Origin of the sequence: Lichenicola cladoniae, assembly GCF_013201075.1 — a bacterium.
Lineage (GTDB): Bacteria > Pseudomonadota > Alphaproteobacteria > Acetobacterales > Acetobacteraceae > Lichenicola > Lichenicola cladoniae.
In genome coordinates this window covers 3858978-3881265 of record NZ_CP053708.1, presented here as the reverse complement: position 1 = coordinate 3881265, position 22288 = coordinate 3858978, and the positions used below count along the sequence as shown (strand labels likewise).

Here is a 22288-nt window from a genome sequence, read left to right as displayed (position 1 = left end):
GAAGAAAATCCGCTACAGGCCGGTGCGGCGGTGCCTGGTCGTGTGTCAGTCCGGGTTCGTCTCCGGCACCACCGGGGACGTGGCACCGGATACCGGCTTGGCCGGCGGCAGCACCGTCCTCAGCGACAGCTCCTTCATCCTGATTTCCGACACCTCGGCGGGTGCGCCCATCATCAGGTCCTCGCCCTGCTGGTTGAGCGGGAACAGGATGACCTCGCGGATGTTCGGCTCGTCCGCCAGCAACATGACGATCCGGTCGACGCCCGGCGCCGAACCACCATGCGGCGGCGCTCCGAAACGGAACGCGTTCAGCATGCCGCCGAACCGGGCCTCGACTTCGCTCTCCGGATAACCGGCGATCTCGAAGGCGCGGATCATCACGTCCGGGCGATGGTTCCGGATCGCGCCTGACGACAGCTCGATGCCGTTGCACACGATGTCGTACTGGAACGCCTTGATGGTCAGCGGGTCCTGGAAGTTCAGCGCGTCGAGCCCGCCCTGCGGCATCGAGAACGGGTTGTGGCTGAAATCGATCAGGCCGGTGTCCTCGTTCAGCTCGAACATCGGGAAGTCGACCACCCAGCAGAAGCGGAACGCGTCGGTCTCGATCAGCGACAGTTCGTTGGCGATGCGGGTGCGCACGGCGCCGGAGAACTTGATCGTCTCCATGCCTTTGAGCCCCTCGCGTGGACCGGCGGCAAAGAACACCGCATCCCCGGGACCGACGCCGCAGGCGGTACGGATCGCCTCGCAGCGCTCAGGCTCCAGGTTTTTGGCGATCGGGCCCTTGGCGCCGTCTGCGTCGAAGGTGATGTAGCCGAGCCCGCCGGCGCCTTCTCCGCGCGCCCACTCGTTCAGCTTGTCGTAGAACGAGCGTGGCCGTCCGCCGCCACCCGGCGCCGGAATCGCACGCACCTGGCCGCCGGACGCGGCGATCTTGGCGAACAGGCCGAAGCCCGATCCGGCGAAAGCTTCGGTCACGTCGGTGATACGCAGCGGGTTGCGCAGGTCCGGCTTGTCGGAGCCGAATTCGGCGAGTGCCGTGTCGTAGGCGATGCGCTGGAACGGAAACGTATCGACCGTGCGGCCCTGGCCGAATTCCTCGAACACGCCGGCCATCACCGGTTCGAGCGTGGCGAACACGTCTTCCTGGGTCACGAAGCTCATCTCGAAATCGAGCTGGTAGAACTCGCCCGGCGAGCGGTCGGCGCGGGCGGCCTCGTCGCGGAAGCAGGGCGCGATCTGGAAATAGCGGTCGAAGCCGGCGACCATCAGGAGCTGCTTGAACTGCTGCGGCGCCTGCGGCAGCGCATAGAACTTGCCCGGGTGGTTGCGGGACGGAACCAGGAAGTCGCGGGCGCCTTCGGGCGAGGAGGCGGTGAGGATCGGCGTCTGGAACTCGGTGAAGCCCTGGTCGATCATGCGTCGGCGCAACGACGCGATCACCCCGGCCCGCAGCATCATGTTCTTGTGGACGCGGTCGCGGCGCAGATCGAGGTAGCGATAGCGTAGCCGCAGCTCGTCAGAATAGGTCTCGGCGCCAGCCACCTGCAGCGGCAGCACCGCGGCGGCGGACTGCACCTCGATCGTCCCGGCGCGTATCTCGACTTCGCCGGTCGGCAGCTTCGGGTTGACGGTGGCACCCTCGCGCAGGACCACGTCGCCGGTGACGGTCAGCACACTCTCGACGCGGACGCGTTCGGCGATCGCCAGCAGCTCGGAGCCGGCCGGGATCACGATCTGGGTGATGCCGAAATGGTCGCGCAGGTCGATGAACAGCAGCCCGCCATGGTCGCGCTTGCTATGTACCCAGCCGGAGAGGCGGACCGTCAGCCCGGCATCGGCGGCACGGAGCGCTGCGCAGTTGTGGGTACGATAGGCATGCATGGCCGAAAGTCCTGACACGGAGAGTGAGCGCTCACTATCCGCATCACTGCTGGAAGCCAAGCCGCTTCCCCGTCGAGGCTGGCCCGTGTAGAGGGTGGAGCATGTCACGTCCTGCCCGGGCCCGGTTTCCGGAGCCCAAGTTGATCACCGCGAGCGACGATCTGGCCGCGGTCGTCGAAAGACTCCGAAGCGAACGCTTTGTCACCATCGATACCGAGTTCGTCAGGGAACGAACCTACTGGCCGGAGCTGTGCGTCGTGCAGCTCGCCGGCGAGAGCGAGGTGGCGATCATCGACGCGGAGGCCGAGGGCCTCGACCTACAACTGCTGGCACCGTTGCTGGACGATCCGGCCGTGGTCAAGGTGTTCCACGCCGCCCGGCAGGACCTGGAGATCTTCCTCTACAAGTTCGGCCGGCTGCCGGTCGCCATGTTCGACACCCAGGTCGCTGCCATGGTGGCGGGCTTCGGCGACCAGGTCGGCTACGACAGCCTGGTGTCGGCGCTGACCGGCGGCCAGATCGACAAGGCGCACCGCTTCAGCGACTGGTCCAGGCGGCCGCTGTCGCCGGCGCAGATCGCCTATGCCGCCGCCGACGTCACCCATCTGCGCGATGTCTATGTGAAGCTGTGCGAGCGGCTCGAGCGCGACGGCCGGGCGGAATGGGTCGGCGAGGAAATGGCCTGCCTGTCCGATCCGGTCACCTTCCGTCCCGATCCGGACGGCCTGTGGGAGCGGCTGCGCCCACGTACCGGCAATCGCCGCATGCTCGGTGTGCTTCGCGGGATCACCGCCTGGCGGGAGCGTGAGGCCCAGCGCGTCAACGTGCCGCGCCAGCGCCTGCTCAAGGACGAGAGCCTGCTCGAGATCGCCGCCACCGCCCCAGCCAATGCCGACGCATTGAGTGCCATGCGCGGCGTCAGCCGCGGCTTCGCCGACGGCCGCAGCGGCATCGGCCTGCTCGAGGCGATCGCGGCAGCCCAGGCCCTGCCAGAGGACAGCCTCCCGGCGGCACCGCGCAAGGACGGGCCCAGGCCATCGCCGGCCCTGGTATCGCTGCTCAAGGTCCTGCTGGCGGCCAAGTGCGAACAGCATGACGTCGCCCCGAGACTGCTCGCGTCCTCGGACGATATCGACCGGCTGGCGATCGAGGCCGAACCGGAGATCCCAGCACTGCATGGATGGCGGCGCGAGGTATTCGGAAACGACGCTTTGTCTCTCAAGGCGGGACAAATCTCACTGGGCGTCGATGGGCGGCGGATCAGGTTGTTACGCCCCTGATTAAACCGGTTGGCCCGACGTTACGCACCGACTTGTCCACAACATTATGTGGTCATTTGATTGAGTGACCCCCGTATTTAGTCTATCAATGACCCTCACCGGGTTGGAGGAGCACGAAGATGGAGTGGAACGATGAGTCTATTTCCCGTCTACGGAGCCTCTGGCAGGAAGGTCTGTCGACTGCCGAGATCGGCCGGCGGATGCAGATCACCAAGAACGCGGTGGTCGGCAAGGCGCACCGGCTGATCCTCTCGCCGCGACCCTCGCCAATCCGCAAGGGGTTGGAGACGGTGGACGGCAGCGAGCAGCCGCGTCGCCCGGTGCCCGTGGCAGATCTGGGCCGGCAACCGACAGCGTTGCCCGTGTCGCCTTCATTCGGAATGCCGTCGAACGATCGCGACGTCGATGCGATACAAGCCATGGCGGTCGCGCCATATGCGATCCCGACGTCTGCCGAGCTTCCGAAGCCGGTCGTGCCGGTGCGTGAGGCGGCCACTGTTCACCAGCTTCGCCCGGCCGCATTGCCGGTTGCGCAACGCCTGGTTGCAAGCGTCGAGCGCATCGCGCCGACCGCGCCGAGACCGGCTCCGGTGGCGCCGATCGAGGCAGAGGAGACCGTGCGCGGTCATGCGCCGTCCACACCGCGCCGGCGTGGGATGGCCTGTTGCTGGCCGCTGGGCGATCCCGGCACGAAGGAGTTCCGGTTCTGCGGCGCCGATCCGGTCGCCAACAAGCCATACTGTTCCGAGCACGCGGCGCTGGCCTATGTGAAACTGCGGGATCGACGCGACAGCGTCGCCTGATCCAATGGGGAGCGCCGGTGGCACTCCCTCCAAGCCTGCCTATTCGTGGACTTCCGCGTCCGCCGGCAACAGCCCCAGCGACTGGAATATTCGGAACGCGAAGCTCCCGCTGAAGCTGAACAGCGCCATCGCGCCGGCGCCGACGAGGCTGGTCACCTGTCTGATCCCGACGGCGTGGACCAGGGTGAAGTGCTGGCTCACCCACAGAAAAAAACACGCCATGCAGAAATAATAGATCGCCCAGCAGCGAGTGATGAGCTGAAAGAACCGCCGCAAGTGCGGGAACATCAGGTCCGGCTGCTGTTGCAGCACCAGTTCCTCGATGATCGAGCGTCCGCGTGAGCCGAGCGCGAAGGCGATGCCGACGATCGTCTCGGTCACCGCGCCCTCGTATTTCAGCATGAAGGGCCGTTTCGAGAACACGTCGATCGAGCCGAATATCAGGACCATCGCGGTGGACAGGATATAGAGCCGTGGGAAACCGATCTTCAGCTTGTGCCGGCGGTAGGCGTCGATCGGCACGAACACCAGCGTGCCGGCGATTGCGGCGCGCAGGCCCAGGGTGGCCAGCAACGCGTAGAAAACAATGACACCGCCGAAATCGAATGCGGCGGTGCCGAGCAGCCTCTTGAGCTTGTCCATCATCTGCGGATCAGCGCGGCGGCGAAGCCCCGGATGACGCGGCGGTTCCTCCCTGCACCGTCTGCGACGGCGAAGGCGCCTGTCCCGGCAATGCCGGCCTATCCTTTTCGGCGTTCAGCAGATGCTGGTCGATCCGGTCGACCGTGTCGTCCATCTTGTGCTGGCGTGCAGGCAGCGTGCCGGTGGTGGCCGCGCCGGGATCGCGGGGCGCGACGGCGGCCTGCCCGGCGCCGGTCGAGCCGGGATTGGTCTGCGCCTGCGCGACCGTGACGGTGCCGATAAGGACGAAAACCAGGAGCGCCCGCTTCATGCGCGACCCTCCGGTCCGACATGGGCATCGATCAACGCGATGTTGCGCAGGTTCGCCTTGAATGCCGCGTCGAACAGGTCGCCGAGGATCGGCACCGAGCCCGCGACCGCCTCCACCGCGACGTTGCCGACCATGCGCGCGATCTGCTGCTTCGGCAGGCCGAGCTGGTAGGCCTCGTAGACGATATAGAGCGACACCGCCGCCATCGCCGCGTCGCCGACACCCGGGGCCGCACCGACCACGCTGTTCAGGCCGAAGCGGAACTTCGTACCCGGCACCTTCACGGCCGCATCGAGCAGCCAGGCCAGGCGCCGGATCCGGGCCAGACGCCGCGCACGGTCCATCGAGGATAATGGCGCTCCGCCGGCTGCACGTCTCGTGCCGGAACTGGCGGAGGGGCCGTTCCCCGGCGTGAAGAAGCGGCCGGCTTTCGGCGATGCGATCATGGGTGGGCTCCGGGGTTGATCGGCAGTTGAAGGCGCCAAGCCATGATGTGGTGGTCGGCTCCGCACCATCAATTACGACCGGGCCGAATTCGCCGCCTCACCGACAGACATGGCGGTAGCCGTCGGCGCCGATATAGGTCGCAGTCGCCGGATCGTAGCAGGCATAGCTGCTGCAGATTCCGACGGTCGCATACTGTCGGCTGAGCAGGGTCTGTCCGATGGCGTTGGCTTCGCGCGCGGCCATTCCGCACAGCTTCGTATCGAGCGGGGCCGACGGATCGTTGACCAGCATCACCGGGGCGGTTCCGTCGCCGCCTGTGGTCGGGTGCAGCACGATGCCGCCGGCCGCGTCGGGCGTGTCGGATGTCACCGCGGCGACCGGCCCCGCGGGCGCTGGCGTTGCTGGCGTATCCGCGCAGCCCGCCAGCGACGCTCCGGTTCCGAGCGCCACGATCAATCCCAAGCCTGCCCGCATCGCACCACCGGCCATCGACCACTCCCGTTCTTCATGCGAACCCACTATCGGTTCGAACGCTGCGCCGGCGTTGCGCGTTGCCTCGCCAGCCTACCATCATGAGGGCCACCGCCTTGACCGACCAGATGCCCAACCTCGTATTCCGCAACCCCGACGGTACCGGCGCCGGCACGCTGAGGCATGTCTCGGCGACCGTCGTGAAGCTGTTCGGCGACCGGGTGAGGGTGGCCGACGCCGAACACCAGCAGCTCTGGATCGACGCACTGACCAGCCTGAACGGCGACGGCTTCAGCTACGCCGGCAATGTCTTCGTGGCGATCCGCATCACCGACGGCGGCATCGGCCAGGATATTCCGTTCCAGCCGGGCACCCCGGTCGAGCTGCAGGGCATGTTCATTCCCGCCGCGCAAGCGACCGCCGGCGTCAACGATCCCGGCCTGCCGGTGCTGCACTTCACCCACAGCCCGGTCGGCTTCGTCATCTACGACGGCAAGACCTACAAGTAGCGGCTACAGGGCGAGCGCGCCCTGCGACGTCGGGTCTCGCTCCACCCGGACCTGCCGCTCGCCGTCCGCGAAGGTCAGGCTCAGCCGCATGCCCGCGCGCAGCGAGGCTGCCTCCGTCATTGCGTGCCCGTCCTGGTCGCGAACCAGGACGTAGCCGCGCGACAGGACCGTCATCGGCGAGATCGAGGCAAGTCGCGCCGACAACCCGTCCAGCACCGCCCGTCGTTCGCGCAGCATCCCGGCCAGCGGCGCCGGACTGACCTGGTGGCGCCTGAGCGTGGCACCAGAATCCCGCAATGTCTGGCGCAGGCCGGATTGCAGTCCGTTCGCCGCCACCGCGACGCGGCCGCGATGGATCCCGATCAGCCCGTGCGGCGACGGCATGTGGCGTTCGGCCGCAACCAGCGCCGTCCGTCGCGCCGCGGTCAGCGCCGGCAGGGCAAGCGCCAGCCGATGACCGAGCTCGCGGACGTCGCGCCGGCGCGTGGCCAGGTGTCCGGGCAGGTCAGGCAGGACCCCGCCCGCGGCGAGGGCCGCCCGGCGCGCATGCAAGAGGTTCGGCAGTGCCAGGTCCAGACGGTGCAGGCGATCGTCGAGGCGCTGCCGCACGTGCCCGAGCAGCGTCGGCAGGTCCGGCAGCAACCCGGCGGCGCGATCGAGCCGCAGCCGCAGGCCCCGGTTCAGATGCACGATGCCGCTTTCCAGCCGTGCCGCACGATGCGCGAGGTCGGCGACCAGCTCGGCCCGGGCGGGCACGGCGAGTTCGGCGGCGGCCGTCGGCGTGGGCGCGCGGCAGTCGGATACGAAATCGATCAGCGTGGTGTCGGTCTCGTGCCCGACCGCAGATATGACCGGGATGCGGCAGGCGGCGACCGCCCGCAGGACGGCCTCGTCGCTGAACGCCATCAGGTCCTCGAGGCTGCCGCCGCCGCGCGCCACGATCAGCAGGTCTGGACGCGGGATGCCGGTGCCGGTGCCGGTGCGCCGGTCGAACCCGAAGATGGCGGCGGCGATCCTGAGGGCGGCGCCTTCGCCCTGCACCGGCACCGGCCAGAGCAGCAGGCTGCGCGGAAACCGGCGTGCGATGGTGGTGCGGATATCGTGAAGCACAGCGCCCTGCGCCGAGGTGACGAGGCCGATCAGGCTGGGCAGGAACGGCAGCTTCTGTTTCAGCGCGGCGTCGAACAGGCCCTCGGCGGCCAGCGTCTGCCGCAGCCGCTCGATCCGGGCCAGCAGCGCGCCTTCGCCGGCATATTCCATGCGCTCGATGATGAGCTGGTATGAGGACCGCTCGCCGTAGGACGAGATCCGGCCGGTGACCACGACCTCCAGTCCGTTCTCCGGCACCAGCCCGAGCCGGGCGACGCTGTTGCGCCACACCACGCCGGCGATCTTGCCGCCCTCGTCCTTGAGCGAGAAATACAGGTGGCCGGACGGGTAGCGCTTGAACTCGGTGATCTCGCCGCGCACCCGCACCCGCGAGAAGCTGCCCTCCAGCACGCGCTTCACCGCGCCGGATATCTCCGAGACGCTGTATTCGGTCAGATTGCCGGAGTTGGGGGAGGCGGCTTCGTCCATCCGGCCAGGGTATGATAGAGCCGCGCGCATCGCGAGAGGCGTTGCGGCGTCATCGACAGGGAGCGGCTGATGCGAGTGTTGCTGGTAGGGTCGGGCGGGCGGGAACACGCATTGGCGCTGACGCTCAGCCGGTCACCGGCGCTCGACGCGCTGTTCACCGCCCCGGGCAATCCCGGCACCGCCCTGTTCGGCACCAATGTCGCGATCGTGGTGGACGATGTCCCTTCGCTGGTCGCCTTCGCCACGGCCGAGCGCATCGACCTGGTGATCCCCGGCCCTGAGGCGCCGCTGGTCGCGGGGCTCGCCGATGCCTGCCTGGTGGCCGGCATCGCCTGTGCCGGACCGACCGCCCAGGCCGCGCGGCTCGAGGGCAGCAAGACCTTCAGCAAGGAAATCTGCGATGCCGCGGGCATCCCGACCGCGCGCTGGGAGCGGTTCGACGATGCCGCATCCGCCCGTGCGTTCGTGCGTCGCCGCGGCGCCCCGATCGTGGTCAAGGCGGACGGGCTGGCGGCGGGCAAGGGCGTGGTCGTGGCGCAGACGGTGGCCGAGGCGGAAGCGGCGATCGGCGCGATGATGGAGCAGTCGAGCCTTGGCGAGGCTGGTGTCTCGGTGGTGATCGAGGAGTGCCTGGAAGGCGACGAGGTGTCGCTGTTCGCGTTCTGCGACGGCGAGACCGCGGTGCTGATCGGTGCGGCCCAGGACCACAAGCGGATCGGCGAGGGCGATACCGGCCCGAACACCGGCGGCATGGGCGCCGTGTCGCCGCCCGCCTTCTTCGATCCCGCCACGCAGGAGCAGGCGCTCGACCTGCTGGTGCGGCCGATGCTGCGAGAGATGGTCCGTCGCGGCACGCCGTTCCGCGGGGTGATCTTCGCCGGGCTGATGCTGACCACGCGCGGTCCGGAGCTGATCGAATACAATATCCGCTTCGGCGACCCCGAGGCGCAGGCGCTGCTGCCGAGACTGCGTACCGACCTGTTGCCGGCACTGGTCGCGATGTGCGACGGCACGCTCGCCCGGGCCGACCTGCGCTTTGCCGACGAGGCGTCGGTTGCCGTGGTGATGGCCGGCCGGGGCTATCCCGGCACTCCCGCCACCGGCGCGCCGATCAGGGGCATCGAGCGGGCCGAGGCGATGACCGGCGTGCGGGTGTTCCAGGCGGCCACGACGCACGACGCCGCCGGCACCCTGGTCGGCAACGGCGGCCGCGTGCTGACGGTGGTGGCGACCGCGCCGACCCTGGAAGCCGCCCGCGATGCGGCCTACGCCGGCGTTGCCGCGATCGACTGGCCCGACGCGATCTGGCGCCGCGACATCGGCGTCAGGGCTCTTCAGCGCGCCCTCGCCGCCGACCTGGAGATCGCCACGTCCCGGACCTGATCGGATTGGATGGACAAATGGATGGCGAATCGATCCCCCGGCCCGTCACTCCGCGATCGATAGTGGTGCTGAGGGCCGCCGGCGTCGCTGCCGGTCGAGCCAACCCATTGCCGGGGTCACGCTGATGCCGTGGATCACGATCGACAGCAGCACGATGAAGCCGATGATCGCCTGCATCCGGGCCTGCGCGGCCCAGGCATGGTGGTTGAGCGCGAACACCAGGTAGTAGATCGAGCCGATCCCGCGGATCCCGAAGAAGCTGATGATGGCGCGTTCGTCCCAGAACCAGGCGCGCCCGCTGCTGCGATGGCGCAGACCGGTCAGCCCGATCATGCCGGCGAGCGGTCGCAGCACGAACACCGCCATCAGCCCGAACGCGGCGTCCTGCCACTGCAGCGCCTGCAGCAGGCCATGCGCGAACGCCCCGCCCAGCAACAGCAATACGACCATCGTCAGCAGGTGTTCGACGCTCTCCGCGAAGCCGTGCAGCGTCTTGTGGTATTTGTGCCTGTGCGCCATGTGCCGGAAGGTGATCGCGGTCAGGAACACCGCGACGAAGCCGTAGCCGCCGACTATCTGGCAGATCCCGTATACCAGCAGCGTTGCCGCCAGCGATACGAAGCCCTCGCCGGTGCTCGAGAGCTGCGCGACTTTGGGAATACGGAACGCGAGCCAGCCGAGCAGCTTGCCCCCGGCTAAGCCGATCGCCAGACCGATGACCGTGCGCAGCACCACGTCGACTTCGAACCAGTGGCTGATCCAGGTGGTGTTCGGCCCGACGATGCCGAGCGCCAGGAGGATGAAGGGGAATGCGGCCGCATCGTTCAGCCCGGCTTCGGAGGTGAGCGAGAAGCGCACCTCGTCGGTCTCGCCGCTGCCGGGCGGCCCGACCTGGATATCTCCCGCCAGCACCGGGTCGGTCGGCGCCAAGGCCCCGCCCAGCAGCAGGCAGGCGCCGAAGCCCAGTCCCAGCATCCACCAGCCGAGTATGGTCAGGAAGGCGATCGACACCGGCATGGTGATGAAGATCAGCCGCCAGGTCACCGTCCAGCCGTGCCAGCTCACCGGCCGGTCCAGCTTCAGGCCCGCGCCCATGAGCGAGATCAGCACCACCAGCTCGGCCAGGTGCTCGGCGCCGCCGCTGGGCGCCAGCGGGTCGAGCAGCAGCGGCACGCCCGGGATCGAGAAAATCGCGTAGCCAAGGCCGACGCACAGGATCGGCAACGACAGCGGCAGGCTTTTCAGCACCAGCGGCAGCCATGCCACGAGCAGGGCCAGCGCACCAAGGCCGGCAAGCAGGATCGGGTAGGCGATGTCATCCATCGTTGCTGAACCGTGTCGGTGCCCGCAGGTTCGCGGGTGCGGGGGAATCAGCCGGCCGATGCTGTCCAGCACCACCGCAGGACCGATGAGGTCGACGAGCCGGCGATGCACCGGCGCGCGAGCAAAATACGCCGCGACAGTCCGTGGCAGGTGGAGGCATCGCGGCCTCCGGGATGCACGATTAGATCAGGTCCGGCACAGGCGATGACAGATGCCCGGCCGCTCCCGCTCGATACCCCGGTGATGAGCACGATGCCCGCCACCGGAGGCAGCGATCAGATCAGTAAGCGTACCCCTCGCCCGGCTGCGGTCCCGGTTGTTCCTGTCCGTAGCCAGGCTGGGCGTAGCCTTGTTGCTGATAACCGGGCTGAGCGTCGCCAGGCTGTGCATAACCGGGCTGGGCATAGCCAGGTTGCTGATAACCGGGTTGAGCATAGCCAGGCTGGGCATAGCCTTGCTGCTGGTATTCAGGTTGAGCGTAGCCGGGCTGGACATATTGCGGCTGTGCATAGACTGGCTGGGCATATCCACCCTGGCCATACCCGGGGGACGGCGTCGTCGCCGCACCGCCGACCGCACCGACCGCGCCACCAGCCAGTGCACCGATTGCCGCACCCCTGCCGCCACCGGCGACTGCTCCGAGTGCAGCGCCGGCTCCGGCCCCGAGCAGTCCACCGCCTACAGCCCGCTGACCCGGATCATACGGATCGGTGCAGCCGGTCAACAAAAGCCCGGTCACGGCCAGACCACCCAGCAGAGCGTTCCGGCGAGGCCTCATGTTCAGGCAGTGGGACATGCTCGGCTCCTGTTAGTAGCCGCTGCGACGGGTCGGCGTGGTGGCGGCACCACCGACTGCGCCGAGCGCGCCGCCGGCCAGGCCGCCGATCAACGCACCGTTGCCGCCGCCGGCAATGCCACCGATCGCGGCGCCACCGGCACCACCGAGCAAGCCGCCGCCGACCGCGCGCTGGCCAGGGCTATACGGGTCGCAGGCAGCGAGACCGAGCGACAGGCCTGCGGCAGCGGTGATCATCGTGATTTTGCGCAACATGTTTTTATTATCCCCAATTTAACCTGCCGTTCCGCAGGATCCCCGAACGGCGTTTCGCCGACGAACCTGACGATCACGAACCAGATAAACTTCACAACGCGGTGAGATCGTGGCTGTTACAGGTCGAAACGGTGGCAGAGTATCACCTCACGCGGCTGTGATCATCCACCGCTATCGTGGAAGCAATGCTTGCTCACCGGTTGAGGCCCCGCTAAGCCGTGCGCGCCCGGTGGTTCTGCTCGCCGACCATGAGACAGCCGACATTCTCGCGTTTGATCCTGCGTATCCCGACCGGGACGCAGTCCTATTTTCGGAGTCGCGGATGTTTTCTCGCCTGCTGGGCTTGATGTCGAACGACATGGCCATCGATCTCGGCACTGCCAACACGCTGGTCTACGTCAAGGGCCGCGGCGTGGTGCTCGACGAGCCGTCGGTGGTGGCGATCGCCGATGTGCGCGGCAAGAAGCAGGTGCTGGCGGTCGGAAACGAGGCCAAGAGCATGGTCGGCCGCACGCCCGGAAACATCACCGCCATCCGGCCGCTGCGCGACGGGGTTATCGCCGACTTCGAGGTCGCTGAGGAGATGATCAAGCATTTCATCCGCAAGGCCCACAACCGCCGCAGCTTCGCCAGCCCGATGATCATCGTGTGCGTGCCGTCCGGCTCGACCGCAGTCGAGCGCCGCGCGATCCAGGAGAGCGCCGAGAGCGCCGGCGCCCGCAAAGTGCTGCTGATCGAGGAGCCGATGGCCGCCGCGATCGGCGCCGGCCTGCCGGTGACCGAACCGTCCGGCAGCATGATCGTCGATATCGGCGGCGGCACCACCGAGGTCGCGGTGATCTCGCTCGGCGGCATCGTGTATGCGCGCTCGGTACGGGTCGGTGGCGACAAGATGGACGAGGCGATCATCTCCTACATCCGTCGCAACTATAACCTCCTGATCGGCGAGAGCTCGGCGGAAAAGATCAAGATCGAGCTCGGGGCCGCCAAGCCGCCGGACGACGAGAACGAGTATGGCCCCTGGAAGGAAGTCAGGGGCCGCGACCTGATGAACGGGGTGCCGCGGGAGGTCGTGGTCGGCCAGCGCCATATCGCCGAGGCCCTTGCCGAGCCGGTCAGCCAGATCGTCGATGCGGTGAAAACCGCGCTCGAGAACACCCCGCCGGAGCTCGCGGCGGATATCGTCGACAAGGGCATCGTGCTCACCGGCGGCGGCGCTCTGCTCTATCGGCTCGACGAGGTGCTCCGTGATGCCACCGGCCTGCCGGTCGTGGTGGCGGAAAATCCGCTATCCTGCGTGGCACTCGGCACCGGGCGGGCCCTTGAGGAAATGAAGCGGCTGCGCAACGTGCTCACAACGATGTATTAACGTTCCAGATCGTCCATTTCGACGGGAACTAGAGAGCCCGGACTGCGTGCCAATGGCACGGCGAGCCTGAGGCCAAGGCGGAGGTGATGCGGTGTTCCGTCTGTCGATCCAGCTGCGCCAGGCTCTGGCCAAGCTGACGCTGCCGCTGCTCGTGGCCCTGGCCTGCTGTGTCATGCTGCTGGGCCAGGCCGACCGCCGCGTCGCCGAACAGGCGCGGGTCGCCATGTCGGATGCGGTGGCGCCGCTCTATTCGCTGCTGGCACGCCCGATCGATGGGCTGCGTGGCATTGCCGGCGAGACCCGCCACCTGGTCGCGGTCTCTGCCGAGAACCAGCGTCTGCGGGAGGAAAACCTGAAGCTTCGTCGCTGGTATGATGTCGCGATGGCGCTTCAGGCAGAGAACGCCACGCTGAAAGCCAACCTGAACTGGATCCCCGAACCGGCGCCCTCGTTCGTCACAGCCCGCGCGGTGGCCGATACCAGCCAGTTTTATGCACGTTCGATCCTGCTGTCGGTGGCTCCCGGCCAGATCCTGGCGAACCACGTCACCCTGTCGAAGGACATGGTCGCGGTCGATGCGGCCGGACTGGTCGGACGGGTCACCGAGGTCGGTTCGCGCTCGGCACGCGTCATGCTGATCACCGACATGAGCAGCCGGGTCCCGGTGTCGCTGGAATCGTCTCATGCGGCGGCGATCATGGAAGGGACCAACGCGGCCGCGCCCCGCCTGACCAGCTATCCCGAAGACGTGCATCCCGAGGAAGGCGAGCGCGTCGTGACCAACAACGTCACCAATGTGTTCCCGGCCGGGCTTCCGGTCGGCACCGTCCACTATATCGGCCCGAACAATCCGGTGGTCGAACCTTATGCCCAACTCGGTCACGTCGTGGTGGTCAGGCTGTTCGACTATGGCCTTGCCGCGATCACCCCACCGGACTCGCCGGGCCGGCCGGCCTCCGGGGGAAGCAGCCAGCATACCGTGCCCAAGGGTGCGGTCGGCGGATCCAGGAACCTTATCCGCGGATCGGCCAACAGCATCGAGGCGCCCGGCGACGGAGCGTTACCGGTCACCCGGCCCGGCCGTCTGCCGATCGATACCGGCACGGCCGCGGCTGTGATCGAACGCGGGTGAAGGACTTCCTGAATGTCGCGACAGCCACGCCCGGAACGGCATCCGGGCATCAGGCCACGGCCGACCATCTGGCGCCGCCTCGACGCCGCGGGCCGGCGTGCGCTTCCGGCCGCCTTCAGCGTGCTGCTGGTGCTGTTGCTGTGTGCGCCGCTGGGCCTGCCGGAACAGCAGGCTTTGCTGCCGGGCACCACGATGGCCTCGGTGTTCTTCTGGTCGGTGTTCCGGCCGGCCTCGATGCCGGCGGCGGTCGTGTTCATGCTCGGCCTGCTCTACGACCTGCTCAGTTTCTCGCCGCCGGGTATCGCCATCCTGACGCTGCTGATCGTGCATGCCTGCGGGCTCGGCTGGCGTCATGGACTGGCCCGACAGGGGTTTCTGCTGGTCTGGATGGTGTTCCTGCTGGTGGCTGCCGGCGTGATCGGGCTCGACTGGGCGTTGATGTCGGCGTTCAGCCAGCGACTGTTGCCGCCGCAACCTGCCTTGTTCGAACTGGCACTCGCCACCGGCCTCTATCCGCTGCTTTCGGCGCTGTTTACCTGGGCGCATCGCGGCATCGCCGACCCCACGCTGGCGTAGCCGCATCATGAAGCGGCTGCCCAGAGGCCTGCTTCCGGGGCGACTGTTTTCGGGGAAGTCGCGCGCCAAAGGCGTCCGCCCGGGTCGTGCCCCGAAGGAAAGCCCGTCGCGCGGAATCTTTACCCGGCGGGCCTTGCTGTTGATGGCGGCCCAGGTCGGGGCACTCGGTGCGCTCGGCGACCGGCTCTATCGGCTCCAGGTGGCCGATGGCCGGAAATACGCGGCACTTGCCGAAAACAACCGTGTCAACACGCGCATGCTTTCGCCGCCGCGTGGCCGCATCCTGGACCGGTTCGGCGCGAGCCTGGCCGGCAACAAGGTCAACTGGCGGGCGCTGCTCCTGGCGGAGAAGACCACCGACGTCGGCGCCACGCTCGACCGCTTCTCGGCCATCCTGCCGCTGGACGAGCACGAGCGGGCCCGTATCACCCGCGAACTCAAGCACGGCCGCAAATACATCCCGGTGGTGGTCCGCGACTTCCTGACCTGGGACGACATGGCGCGGATCGAGGTCAACGCGCCCGACCTGCCCGGAATCCTGGTCGATGTCGGCACCACCCGCCTGTATCCCCAGGGCCCGCTGCTGGCGCATGTGGTCGGCTACGTGGCGCCTCCCAACGAGAAGGATGTCGCTGCCGACCCGAACCTGGCTCTGCCCGGCATGCGGGTCGGGCGTGCCGGCATCGAGCAGTTCCACGATGTCGGCCTGCGCGGCACCGCCGGCTCGGTGCAGATGGAGGTGGATTCCGTTGGCCGGGTGATGGGCCAGATCAACCGTCGCGAGGGCATCCAGGGCGAGGCGGTCGGCCTCTCGATCGATCTCGGCCTGCAGCAGGCGGTGCTCGGCTATGTCGGCGACCAGTCCGCCAGCGCCGTGGTGATGGATTGCCGCAACGGCGAGGTGCTGGCGATGGTGAGCACGCCGTCGTTCGACCCGAGCCTGTTCGATTCCGGCGTCAGCCAGGCGCAATGGGTCGAGTGGACCAACGACCAGCGTACGCCGCTGATCAACAAGAGCGTCGCCGGCCTGTATCCGCCCGGCTCGACCTTCAAGCCGGCCGTCGCAATGGCGGCGTTGCAGTCCGGCAGCCTGTCGCCGTCCGACCGGATCTTCTGCCCCGGCTACCTCGATGTCGGCGGCACCCGCTTCCATTGCTGGGCCAAGCACGGGCACGGCTCGCTCGACCTGCATGGCGGCATCAAGTTCTCCTGCGACGTGTTCTTCTACGAGACCGCCCGCCGTACCGGCATGGATGCGATCGCCGCGGCCGCGCACCGGTTCGGCCTCGGCACGTCGCTCGACATCGAGCTGCCGCACCAGCGCATCGGACTGATCCCGACTCCGGCGTGGCAGCATTCCAAGGGAAGGCACTGGAACGGCGGCGACACCATCGTCAGCGGCATCGGCCAGGGCTACGTCCAGGTGACGCCGCTGCAGCTTGCGACCTACGCGTCCCGCATCGCTACCGGCCGCGCGGTGCAGCCGCATCTGACCCGCCAGATCAACGGCGTCATACAGCCGGCCGGCAACCCGCTGCACTGGCCCGAGCTCGGGCTGCCGGAAGCCCATCTGGCCGCGTTGCGGGCTGGCATGTATGCGGTGGTGAACGAGCCACACGGCACGGCGCCGAAAGCCCGGCTATCGCTCGCCGGCATCCAGATGGCGGGCAAGACCGGCTCGGCTCAGGTTCGCCGGGTCAGCCGGTGGCTGCGCGAGAGCGGCCATTTCAATTCGGCCAAGCTGCCCTGGGAGTTCCGGCCGCACGCGCTGTTCATCTGCTTCGCGCCGTACGACGCACCGCGCTATGCGGCCGCGATCGTCGTGGAGCACGGCAACGCAGCCGCCGAGGTCGCAGCGCCACTCGCCCGCGACATCATGACCGTGACGCTCACCCGCGATCCGGCCAACCGTCGCGAAGCGCCGGGACAGCGGGTCGCCGACGCGATCTGAGACCGGCCGAAAGCCGCCCGCACGTTGATGCGGACGGCTCGCGGCCCTGGTCGCTGGATCAGGGAGCCAGGCTTTGGCTGCTGAGGGTGGTGGTGCCGGTGCGGACGATGTCGTTCGCCGAGGTGCCGAGATAGAGCGGATAGTGCCCGGCTTTCACGACCCAGCGGTCGTTGGTGCCATCGAACTCGGCCAGCAGGCGCGGGTCGGCGGTGATGCTGACCGATCGGCTCTGGTGTGGCTGCAGCATGACCTTGGCGAAGCCGACGAGTCGGGTCGGTGCCTCACCGCGTCCCTGCAGGCCGAGATAGAGCTGCGGCACCGCATATCCCGCCCTGGCGCCGGTGTTGGTGACGGTGAAGGTGGCGGTGAGGGCGTTGCCCGACGTCGCGTGCAGTTCGCCGTAGGAGAAGGTGGTGTAGCTGAGCCCGTAGCCGAACGGGAACAGCGGCGTCAGGTGCTTTTTCTGGAACCATTTGTAGCCGACCGCGGCACCTTCGACAGTGTAGTCGATCGGGAAGTTCCGGTTGGTGGGCGTGCCGACATCGAGCACCGGCCGTGGCAGCTGGCATTCCGACGCGGGGAAGGTCAGCGGCAGGTGGCCGGACGGGTTCACGTCTCCGAACAGCACGTTGGCGATTGCAGCGCCCCCGCCCGAGCCCGGATACCAGGCTTCAAGCACGCCCATCACCTGCGCAAGCCAAGGCATCAGCACCGGCCCGCCGCTCTCGACCACCACGATGGTATTCGGGTTTGCGCGGACCACCGCTCGCACCAGCGCGTCCTGATCGGCCTTGGTCTGCAGGTCGGCCGGTAGCGACAGGCTGGCCGCATCGATGCTCTCGCCCAGCCTCTGGTTGACGAACACGATCGCCACCTGCGCCTTGGCCGCAACTGCTGCGGCGGCAGACGGATCGGCGCCGGTGTCATACGAAAAGGTGGCGTTCGGCGCTTCCCGCTTCATCGCCGCCATCGGCGAGGAGGGGTTCCAGATCAGCGGGCGCGGAAAGCTCTTGCTGGCGTCCACCGGTGCCGCCGGGCCGCCGACCGGCCAGACCTGGGACGAACCGCCGCCTTCCAGTACGCCGTTGGCCGCGTTCGAGCCGATGATCGCGACGGATCCAATTTTTTTCGACAAGGGCAACGTCGAGTGCGCGTTCTTCAGCAGGACGATACCTTCCTGCTCGTCCGCCTGTGCCACCGCAGCGTCGGCTGCGGCGTCGATCGGAACGATGTTGGTGACGCGATCGTCGAACAGCCCGTTGGCGAACTCCGAACGCAGGATCCGATGCGCCATGTCGAGCAGGCGCGATGGCTTGACCGTTCCGTCATGGATCGCCTGCTCGAGCCTGGTGGTAAAGAACGGACCGCCGTTCGGCTGGTCGAAGAAGCTGCCGGACTCCTGGTCGAGCCCGCCATTGGCGTCGGTGACGGCATGCACAGCACCCCAGTCCGACATGACCCACCCCTTGTACCCCCAGTCGCCCTTCAGGATCTGGTTCAGCAGGACATCGTTGCCGCACGCATAGGCACTGTTGACGCGGTTGTAGGAGCACATCACCGACCCCGGCTTGCCGATGTCGAGCGCCAGCTCGAACGCCAGCAGGTCGCTCTGTCGCGCCGCGGTCCAGTCGATATTCGAGGAGGCCGAGTTGCGGCCGGTCTCCTGGTCGTTCAGGGCATAATGCTTGATCGTCGACACGACGTGGCGCGACTGGATGCCGCGTATCTGCTCGCCGACCATGGTGCCGGCCAGCAGCGGGTCCTCGCCGCCATATTCGAAATTACGGCCGTTGCGCGGTTCCCGGGCGAGATTGACGCCGCCTGCCAGCAGCACATTGAACCCTTCCCGATGCGCTTCCTCGCCGATCATCGCGCCGCCCCGAAAGGCGGTCTCGCGATTCCAGGTCGCGGCGGTGGCGAGACCCGACGGGAGCTCGGTCGAATAACCGGCGGCACCGCGGATCGGCTGGCCGTTCTCGCCATTCACCGGATCGGCGACGCCGGTCCCGGCATCGCTCTCCTGCAGCGCCGGCACCAGGAGTTCCGGAATGCCCGGCACGAAGCCGGCCGATCCGACCGCGCCCTGCGGAACGACATTGGCCGGAAGCATGTAGTTGGCCGGCACTGCGTAATAGCCGTACACCAGCTGCAGCAACTGCTGCGTGGAAAGCCGCTGTTCCAGCATGCGGGCGCGTCGATCGGGCGACAACGAGGCATCCATCCAGGGCGGCGCCTCCGCGTCGGCCGGGCCTGCCGCAGCGTGGGTATCGGTGGTCTGCACATCGATTGCCCGGCAAGACATGAGGAGGCTCATGGCCGTGCAGGCCAGGAACAGGCTGCGTTTTTTGTGCATGGACGTATCCCCGACGTTTCTGTCGTTATGCAGAAGCCTGAAAGCGCTTATCGAGACCGGCGCCACGGGCGGACCAACCGGTCACGGCGTCGGGATCCCTGGAAGTCGCCTGCTGTTGTTACAAACCACGACGCGGCAACTCTGCCACACCTGGCGTTGATGCTGCGAGACGAATGGCTTGGATGCTTGCAGCCCATGCGCGGGCGAGGGTGTCTGCGATACGACACGCGGGATACCGTTCGAATATTTTCGGTGTCGGAAACATTCTTTGTTAAGTTGCTATGAGCCTGCTGGCTTGTAGCGTCTCGATAGACCAGTGTTGCCGGAATGGTCAGTGTGATCCACGGCAAAAACTCATTCCGGACCCGCGCAATCTTATTTCGTTGATCCATGACGGCGCGGTGTGGAAAGTCCGGCTCGCTGCAGGGATGCAGGATCGGCAACAACCGGGAGGCCTTCCGGGTAGGCGCCTGAACTGCGCCATGCAGTCAGGATGGCAGGATCCGCGTTAGGTTTGCCGGGACATTGTTCCCGGAGCTCCCCATGCGTCTGCTGATCGCCTTCATCCTGCCGTTCCTGACCTTCTTCACGATCGGCCGGCCGATCGCCGGCATTTTCTGCCTGATCCTGCAGGTCACCCTGATCGGCTGGCTGCCGGCCACGATCTGGGCGGTCTACGCACTCAGCCAGTACAAGACCGACGTGAAACTGCGCGCGTTCCGCTAGGAGCGGCGGCGGGCGGGGAACACATCATGGTCCAGGATTGGCGGCAGAAACTGCTCCCGGCGTTGCGGGCACCGCTCGACTACATGCGGCCGCGCACCATCCGCATCGGTGTCACCGGCCTGGCACGCGCCGGCAAGACCGTGCTGCTCACCTCGCTCGCCTCGACGCTGCTCGCCAGCAACGCGCTCGGTGGCCGCATCGTCCGTGCCAGGCTGGCATCCGCCGGTGCCGAGGCGCTGCCTCGCTTCGACCATGTGGCGCACCTGGCCGCCCTGGCCGCCGACCCGCCGCACTGGCCGGCCCGGACCGACGCGGTGTCCCTGCTGGCCTTCGATCTCGAGCTTCGGCCCGCCTTCGCCACCCTGCCGCCCCGGCAGGTGCGGCTCGAGTTGCTCGACTATCCCGGCGAATGGCTGCTCGACCTGCCGCTGCTGGAACTGTCCTACGCCGACTGGTCGCAGTCGGTATTGTCGCGGCTCGAGCGGCCCGGCCTGATCGACGCCACCCGCGACTTCCTGGCCTTTGCGCACGCGCTGCCGGCACATGCATCCGCCGACGAGGCGCTCGCCCTGTCCGGGCACCGCCTGTATGTCGCGACGCTGACCCGTCTGCGCGACCTGCACGGAATGGCGATGCTGCAGCCCGGCCGTTTCCTGATGCCGGCTCCGGGCGCCGCACCACCCTGGATGAGCTTTTTCCCCCTGATGGGCAGCGGCCCGCTGGCCGACCTGATGCGCCGGCGCTACGAGGCGTACGTGACCGCGACGCGCGACGCGCTGGTCTCGCCGCTGTTCGGCCGGATCGACCGGCTGGTGGTGCTGGCCGACCTGCTCGGCGCGCTGCATACCGGCCCCGACGCTTTCGCGGACGCCCAGGCCGCGCTTGCTGCCGCATCGTCCGGCCTGCGCTGGCAGGGGTCGTGGCTGTCGTCGATCGCGTCGCTTGCGGCATTGCGCCTGCCGCCGCGGGTGATCTCCCGCGTGGCCTACGTCGCGAGCAAGGCGGACCACGTGTCCGAACGCCAGCGGGGTAATCTCGCGGCGCTGATGGGGGCACTCACCGGCCAGCCCGGTCTGCGCGGGGATGCAGCGTCCGGGGCACTCCCTTCCGGCGTACGCAGTGCCAGCTTCGCGGTCGCCTCCGCCCGCTGCACCGAGGATTTCGTCTGGACCCTGGACGGGCATCCGGTATCCGCCGTACGCGGCCGGCTTCTCGGCAGCGAGCGCCTGACCCGATCCTATCCGGGCGAGGTGCCGGACCGGCCGCCGGGGCCGGAATTCTGGGCGCACCCGTTCCTCGAATTGCCGGCGTTCGAGCCGGCGCGGCTGTTGCGTGGCGCGGCCATCCCCAATATCGGGCTCGACGCACTGCTCGGCTTCCTGCTGGAGGACCTGCTGTGAACGAGCGACCGACGCAACCACTGGTCAGGCCGCGCATAGAAACCGAGACCGGCCGTGCCGACCGCCTCGAGATCGCAGCCGAACTGGTGCCGATCGTGCCGGGAACCGGTGTCGAACCCGCCGATCCGCGCTGGAGCATGCCGCTGCTGGTGTTGAGCGGTTTTGCCGTGCTGGCGTTCGGACTGGCGGCGCTGCAGACCGGCAATTTCGTTGCGGCCGAGTTCACCCGGTCCCGGCTGCTCGGCGGTCTCACCCTGCTGGTGGCGCTGCTCGGGTTCGGCCTGATCCTGCTCGGCATCTGGCGCGAGCTGCGGGCGCTGGCGGCGTTGCATGCCGTGGACCGCCTGCGCCGTGACCTTGCCTCGGACGATGCGACGGTGAAGGTCGAGGCGGCCAGACGCTGGCTCGACCGTATCGAAGGCGGTGCCGCTTTGCGTCCGGCGCTCGATGCGCTGAACGATCCCGATGCCGTGCTGCCGTTGCTTCGCGCCGGTGCCGAGGCCGGCCTGCGCGCGAAAGCCGACCAGCTTGGTCGCCGTGCTGCGCTCCAGGTGGTTGCCGGCATGGCCGCGACGCCGGCACCGTCGCTGGTGGTGCTGCTGATCTCGTGGCGCGGCCTCCGGCTGATCCGCCAGATCGCATCGTTGTATGGGCTACGTCCCAGCCTGTTCGGTACGCTCGGCCTGCTGCGACGCACCGCCTATGCCGCGACCGCGACGGCGGTGACCGAGGCCGCGATCAACACCGCCGCGCATGCGGTGCTGAGTACGCCGTTGCTCACGCATCTGGCCGGCGAGATGGCAGGCGGCGCGGTGGCGGCCCGTCGCATGATCGTCCTCGGCCGCGCCGCTTCGATTGCCTGCACGCCGCTGCCGCCGGAGTAGGCTAACGCTGGACGGACCAACGTCCGGGTGCATCCTCATCCGACCAATAGGAGGCTGGATTTTCCGCTGTAGCGGTCCGTCAGGCGATACGAGGTCGTCGAGACAGTCTGAGGACTCGTTCCCTGCGCAAGCGACCGTTCCGCATTGTCTCGTCGCCACCGACGGCACTCCGGGATTGGCCGTTCCCGATCTGCATGAAGGAACGCACGGCAG

Annotated in this window: 21 protein-coding genes; 11 read left to right on the top strand and 10 right to left on the bottom strand. The window is 67.8% G+C overall.

Going from position 1 to position 22288, the window contains the following annotated elements; genetic code table 11:
* Positions 1 to 45 precede the first annotated feature (45 nt).
* Positions 46 to 1887: an aspartate--tRNA ligase gene (aspS, locus tag HN018_RS17535; RefSeq protein ID WP_171832876.1), complete on the bottom strand. Its 1842-nt coding sequence runs from the start codon at positions 1885 to 1887 to the stop codon at positions 46 to 48.
* 101 nt (positions 1888 to 1988) lie between these two features.
* Here aspS and rnd point away from each other — a divergent pair, with 101 nt between their 5' ends.
* Positions 1989 to 3167, top strand: coding sequence for a ribonuclease D (gene rnd, locus HN018_RS17530; RefSeq protein WP_171832877.1), 1179 nt, complete (start codon positions 1989 to 1991; stop codon positions 3165 to 3167).
* Between the two features lie 119 nt (positions 3168 to 3286).
* Positions 3287 to 3970, top strand: coding sequence for a GcrA family cell cycle regulator (locus HN018_RS17525; protein WP_171832878.1), 684 nt, complete (start codon positions 3287 to 3289; stop codon positions 3968 to 3970).
* Between the two features lie 39 nt (positions 3971 to 4009).
* On the opposite strand, the gene HN018_RS17520 is transcribed toward HN018_RS17525, so the two are convergent.
* The 4 genes from HN018_RS17520 to HN018_RS17505 form a co-directional block, all read right to left on the bottom strand.
* Positions 4010 to 4615 (bottom strand): septation protein IspZ, encoded by a 606-nt coding sequence (locus HN018_RS17520; RefSeq protein ID WP_171832879.1) that lies wholly within the window; start codon positions 4613 to 4615, stop codon positions 4010 to 4012.
* 7 nt (positions 4616 to 4622) lie between these two features.
* Positions 4623 to 4922 (bottom strand): hypothetical protein, encoded by a 300-nt coding sequence (locus HN018_RS17515; RefSeq protein ID WP_171832880.1) that lies wholly within the window; start codon positions 4920 to 4922, stop codon positions 4623 to 4625.
* The gene (locus HN018_RS17510; protein WP_239478789.1) at positions 4919 to 5368 is read right to left on the bottom strand and encodes a DUF4112 domain-containing protein; all 450 of its coding nucleotides are present in this window, start codon (positions 5366 to 5368) and stop codon (positions 4919 to 4921) included. Before HN018_RS17510 ends, HN018_RS17515 begins: the two co-directional genes overlap by 4 nt.
* Before the next feature lie 97 nt (positions 5369 to 5465).
* Entirely contained in the window at positions 5466 to 5858 is a 393-nt protein-coding gene (locus HN018_RS17505) for a BA14K family protein (protein ID WP_239478787.1), read from the bottom strand.
* Between the two features lie 98 nt (positions 5859 to 5956).
* On the opposite strand from HN018_RS17505, the gene HN018_RS17500 reads away from it, so the two are divergent.
* Entirely contained in the window at positions 5957 to 6349 is a 393-nt protein-coding gene (locus tag HN018_RS17500) for a hypothetical protein (protein ID WP_172443488.1), read from the top strand.
* A 3-nt stretch (positions 6350 to 6352) separates the two neighbouring features.
* Here the strand turns inward: HN018_RS17500 and xseA are convergent, their stop codons facing one another.
* Positions 6353 to 7927 (bottom strand): exodeoxyribonuclease VII large subunit, encoded by a 1575-nt coding sequence (gene xseA, locus HN018_RS17495; protein WP_171832882.1) that lies wholly within the window; start codon positions 7925 to 7927, stop codon positions 6353 to 6355.
* A 69-nt stretch (positions 7928 to 7996) separates the two neighbouring features.
* On the opposite strand from xseA, the gene purD reads away from it, so the two are divergent.
* Positions 7997 to 9310: a phosphoribosylamine--glycine ligase gene (gene purD, locus HN018_RS17490; RefSeq protein ID WP_171832883.1), complete on the top strand. Its 1314-nt coding sequence runs from the start codon at positions 7997 to 7999 to the stop codon at positions 9308 to 9310.
* A gap of 45 nt (positions 9311 to 9355) precedes the next feature.
* On the opposite strand, the gene HN018_RS17485 is transcribed toward purD, so the two are convergent.
* The 3 genes from HN018_RS17485 to HN018_RS17475 form a co-directional block, all read right to left on the bottom strand.
* On the bottom strand, positions 9356 to 10633 hold the full coding sequence (locus HN018_RS17485; protein WP_171832884.1) for a cation:proton antiporter: 1278 nt from the start codon (positions 10631 to 10633) through the stop codon (positions 9356 to 9358).
* 280 nt (positions 10634 to 10913) lie between these two features.
* Entirely contained in the window at positions 10914 to 11429 is a 516-nt protein-coding gene (locus HN018_RS28720) for a YMGG-like glycine zipper-containing protein (RefSeq protein ID WP_239478785.1), read from the bottom strand.
* A gap of 12 nt (positions 11430 to 11441) precedes the next feature.
* On the bottom strand, positions 11442 to 11684 hold the full coding sequence (locus tag HN018_RS17475) for a hypothetical protein (protein WP_204259564.1): 243 nt from the start codon (positions 11682 to 11684) through the stop codon (positions 11442 to 11444).
* A gap of 322 nt (positions 11685 to 12006) precedes the next feature.
* Between HN018_RS17475 and HN018_RS17470 the strand changes: the two genes are divergently transcribed.
* The 4 genes from HN018_RS17470 to mrdA all read left to right on the top strand — a co-directional run bounded on the left by HN018_RS17470 (position 12007) and on the right by mrdA (position 16712).
* Entirely contained in the window at positions 12007 to 13053 is a 1047-nt protein-coding gene (locus HN018_RS17470) for a rod shape-determining protein (protein ID WP_171832885.1), read from the top strand.
* Between the two features lie 91 nt (positions 13054 to 13144).
* The gene (mreC, locus tag HN018_RS17465) at positions 13145 to 14185 is read left to right on the top strand and encodes a rod shape-determining protein MreC (protein ID WP_171832886.1); all 1041 of its coding nucleotides are present in this window, start codon (positions 13145 to 13147) and stop codon (positions 14183 to 14185) included.
* Between the two features lie 12 nt (positions 14186 to 14197).
* Entirely contained in the window at positions 14198 to 14761 is a 564-nt protein-coding gene (mreD, locus tag HN018_RS17460) for a rod shape-determining protein MreD (protein WP_171832887.1), read from the top strand.
* A 7-nt stretch (positions 14762 to 14768) separates the two neighbouring features.
* The gene (mrdA, locus tag HN018_RS17455) at positions 14769 to 16712 is read left to right on the top strand and encodes a penicillin-binding protein 2 (RefSeq protein ID WP_171832888.1); all 1944 of its coding nucleotides are present in this window, start codon (positions 14769 to 14771) and stop codon (positions 16710 to 16712) included.
* A gap of 58 nt (positions 16713 to 16770) precedes the next feature.
* Here mrdA and HN018_RS17450 read toward each other — a convergent pair whose 3' ends face one another.
* Positions 16771 to 19065 carry a beta-glucosidase family protein gene (locus tag HN018_RS17450; protein WP_171832889.1) on the bottom strand — a complete coding sequence of 765 codons (2295 nt, stop codon included), beginning with the start codon at positions 19063 to 19065 and terminating at the stop codon, positions 16771 to 16773.
* Between the two features lie 543 nt (positions 19066 to 19608).
* Here HN018_RS17450 and HN018_RS17445 point away from each other — a divergent pair.
* The 3 genes from HN018_RS17445 to HN018_RS17435 are packed head-to-tail and all read left to right on the top strand — an operon-like array spanning position 19609 to position 22075.
* Positions 19609 to 19791: a YqaE/Pmp3 family membrane protein gene (locus HN018_RS17445; RefSeq protein ID WP_171832890.1), complete on the top strand. Its 183-nt coding sequence runs from the start codon at positions 19609 to 19611 to the stop codon at positions 19789 to 19791.
* A gap of 26 nt (positions 19792 to 19817) precedes the next feature.
* Positions 19818 to 21191, top strand: a complete 1374-nt coding sequence (locus HN018_RS17440; RefSeq protein ID WP_171832891.1) for a YcjX family protein — start codon at positions 19818 to 19820, stop codon at positions 21189 to 21191.
* Positions 21188 to 22075: a DUF697 domain-containing protein gene (locus HN018_RS17435; RefSeq protein ID WP_171832892.1), complete on the top strand. Its 888-nt coding sequence runs from the start codon at positions 21188 to 21190 to the stop codon at positions 22073 to 22075. The genes HN018_RS17440 and HN018_RS17435 overlap by 4 nt, the downstream gene beginning before the upstream one ends.
* The last annotated feature ends 213 nt before the right edge of the window (positions 22076 to 22288 follow it).

Bases quoted from the DNA above. Each gene is read 5' to 3' on its own strand.
- aspS (WP_171832876.1), bottom strand. From the start codon at position 1,887: ATGCATGCCTATCGTACCCACAACTGCGCAGCGCTCCGTGCCGCCGAT.
- HN018_RS17510 (WP_239478789.1), bottom strand. From the start codon at position 5,368: ATGATCGCATCGCCGAAAGCCGGCCGCTTCTTCACGCCGGGGAACGGC.
- HN018_RS17475 (WP_204259564.1), bottom strand. From the start codon at position 11,684: ATGTTGCGCAAAATCACGATGATCACCGCTGCCGCAGGCCTGTCGCTC.
- HN018_RS17505 (WP_239478787.1), bottom strand. From the start codon at position 5,858: ATGGCCGGTGGTGCGATGCGGGCAGGCTTGGGATTGATCGTGGCGCTC.
- mreD (WP_171832887.1), top strand. From the start codon at position 14,198: ATGTCGCGACAGCCACGCCCGGAACGGCATCCGGGCATCAGGCCACGG.
- xseA (WP_171832882.1), bottom strand. From the start codon at position 7,927: ATGGACGAAGCCGCCTCCCCCAACTCCGGCAATCTGACCGAATACAGC.
- HN018_RS17515 (WP_171832880.1), bottom strand. From the start codon at position 4,922: ATGAAGCGGGCGCTCCTGGTTTTCGTCCTTATCGGCACCGTCACGGTC.
- mrdA (WP_171832888.1), top strand. From the start codon at position 14,769: ATGAAGCGGCTGCCCAGAGGCCTGCTTCCGGGGCGACTGTTTTCGGGG.
- HN018_RS17445 (WP_171832890.1), top strand. From the start codon at position 19,609: ATGCGTCTGCTGATCGCCTTCATCCTGCCGTTCCTGACCTTCTTCACG.
- HN018_RS17450 (WP_171832889.1), bottom strand. From the start codon at position 19,065: ATGCACAAAAAACGCAGCCTGTTCCTGGCCTGCACGGCCATGAGCCTC.
- HN018_RS17520 (WP_171832879.1), bottom strand. From the start codon at position 4,615: ATGATGGACAAGCTCAAGAGGCTGCTCGGCACCGCCGCATTCGATTTC.
- HN018_RS17485 (WP_171832884.1), bottom strand. From the start codon at position 10,633: ATGGATGACATCGCCTACCCGATCCTGCTTGCCGGCCTTGGTGCGCTG.
- HN018_RS17525 (WP_171832878.1), top strand. From the start codon at position 3,287: ATGGAGTGGAACGATGAGTCTATTTCCCGTCTACGGAGCCTCTGGCAG.
- rnd (WP_171832877.1), top strand. From the start codon at position 1,989: ATGTCACGTCCTGCCCGGGCCCGGTTTCCGGAGCCCAAGTTGATCACC.
- purD (WP_171832883.1), top strand. From the start codon at position 7,997: ATGCGAGTGTTGCTGGTAGGGTCGGGCGGGCGGGAACACGCATTGGCG.
- HN018_RS28720 (WP_239478785.1), bottom strand. From the start codon at position 11,429: ATGTCCCACTGCCTGAACATGAGGCCTCGCCGGAACGCTCTGCTGGGT.
- HN018_RS17470 (WP_171832885.1), top strand. From the start codon at position 12,007: ATGTTTTCTCGCCTGCTGGGCTTGATGTCGAACGACATGGCCATCGAT.
- HN018_RS17440 (WP_171832891.1), top strand. From the start codon at position 19,818: ATGGTCCAGGATTGGCGGCAGAAACTGCTCCCGGCGTTGCGGGCACCG.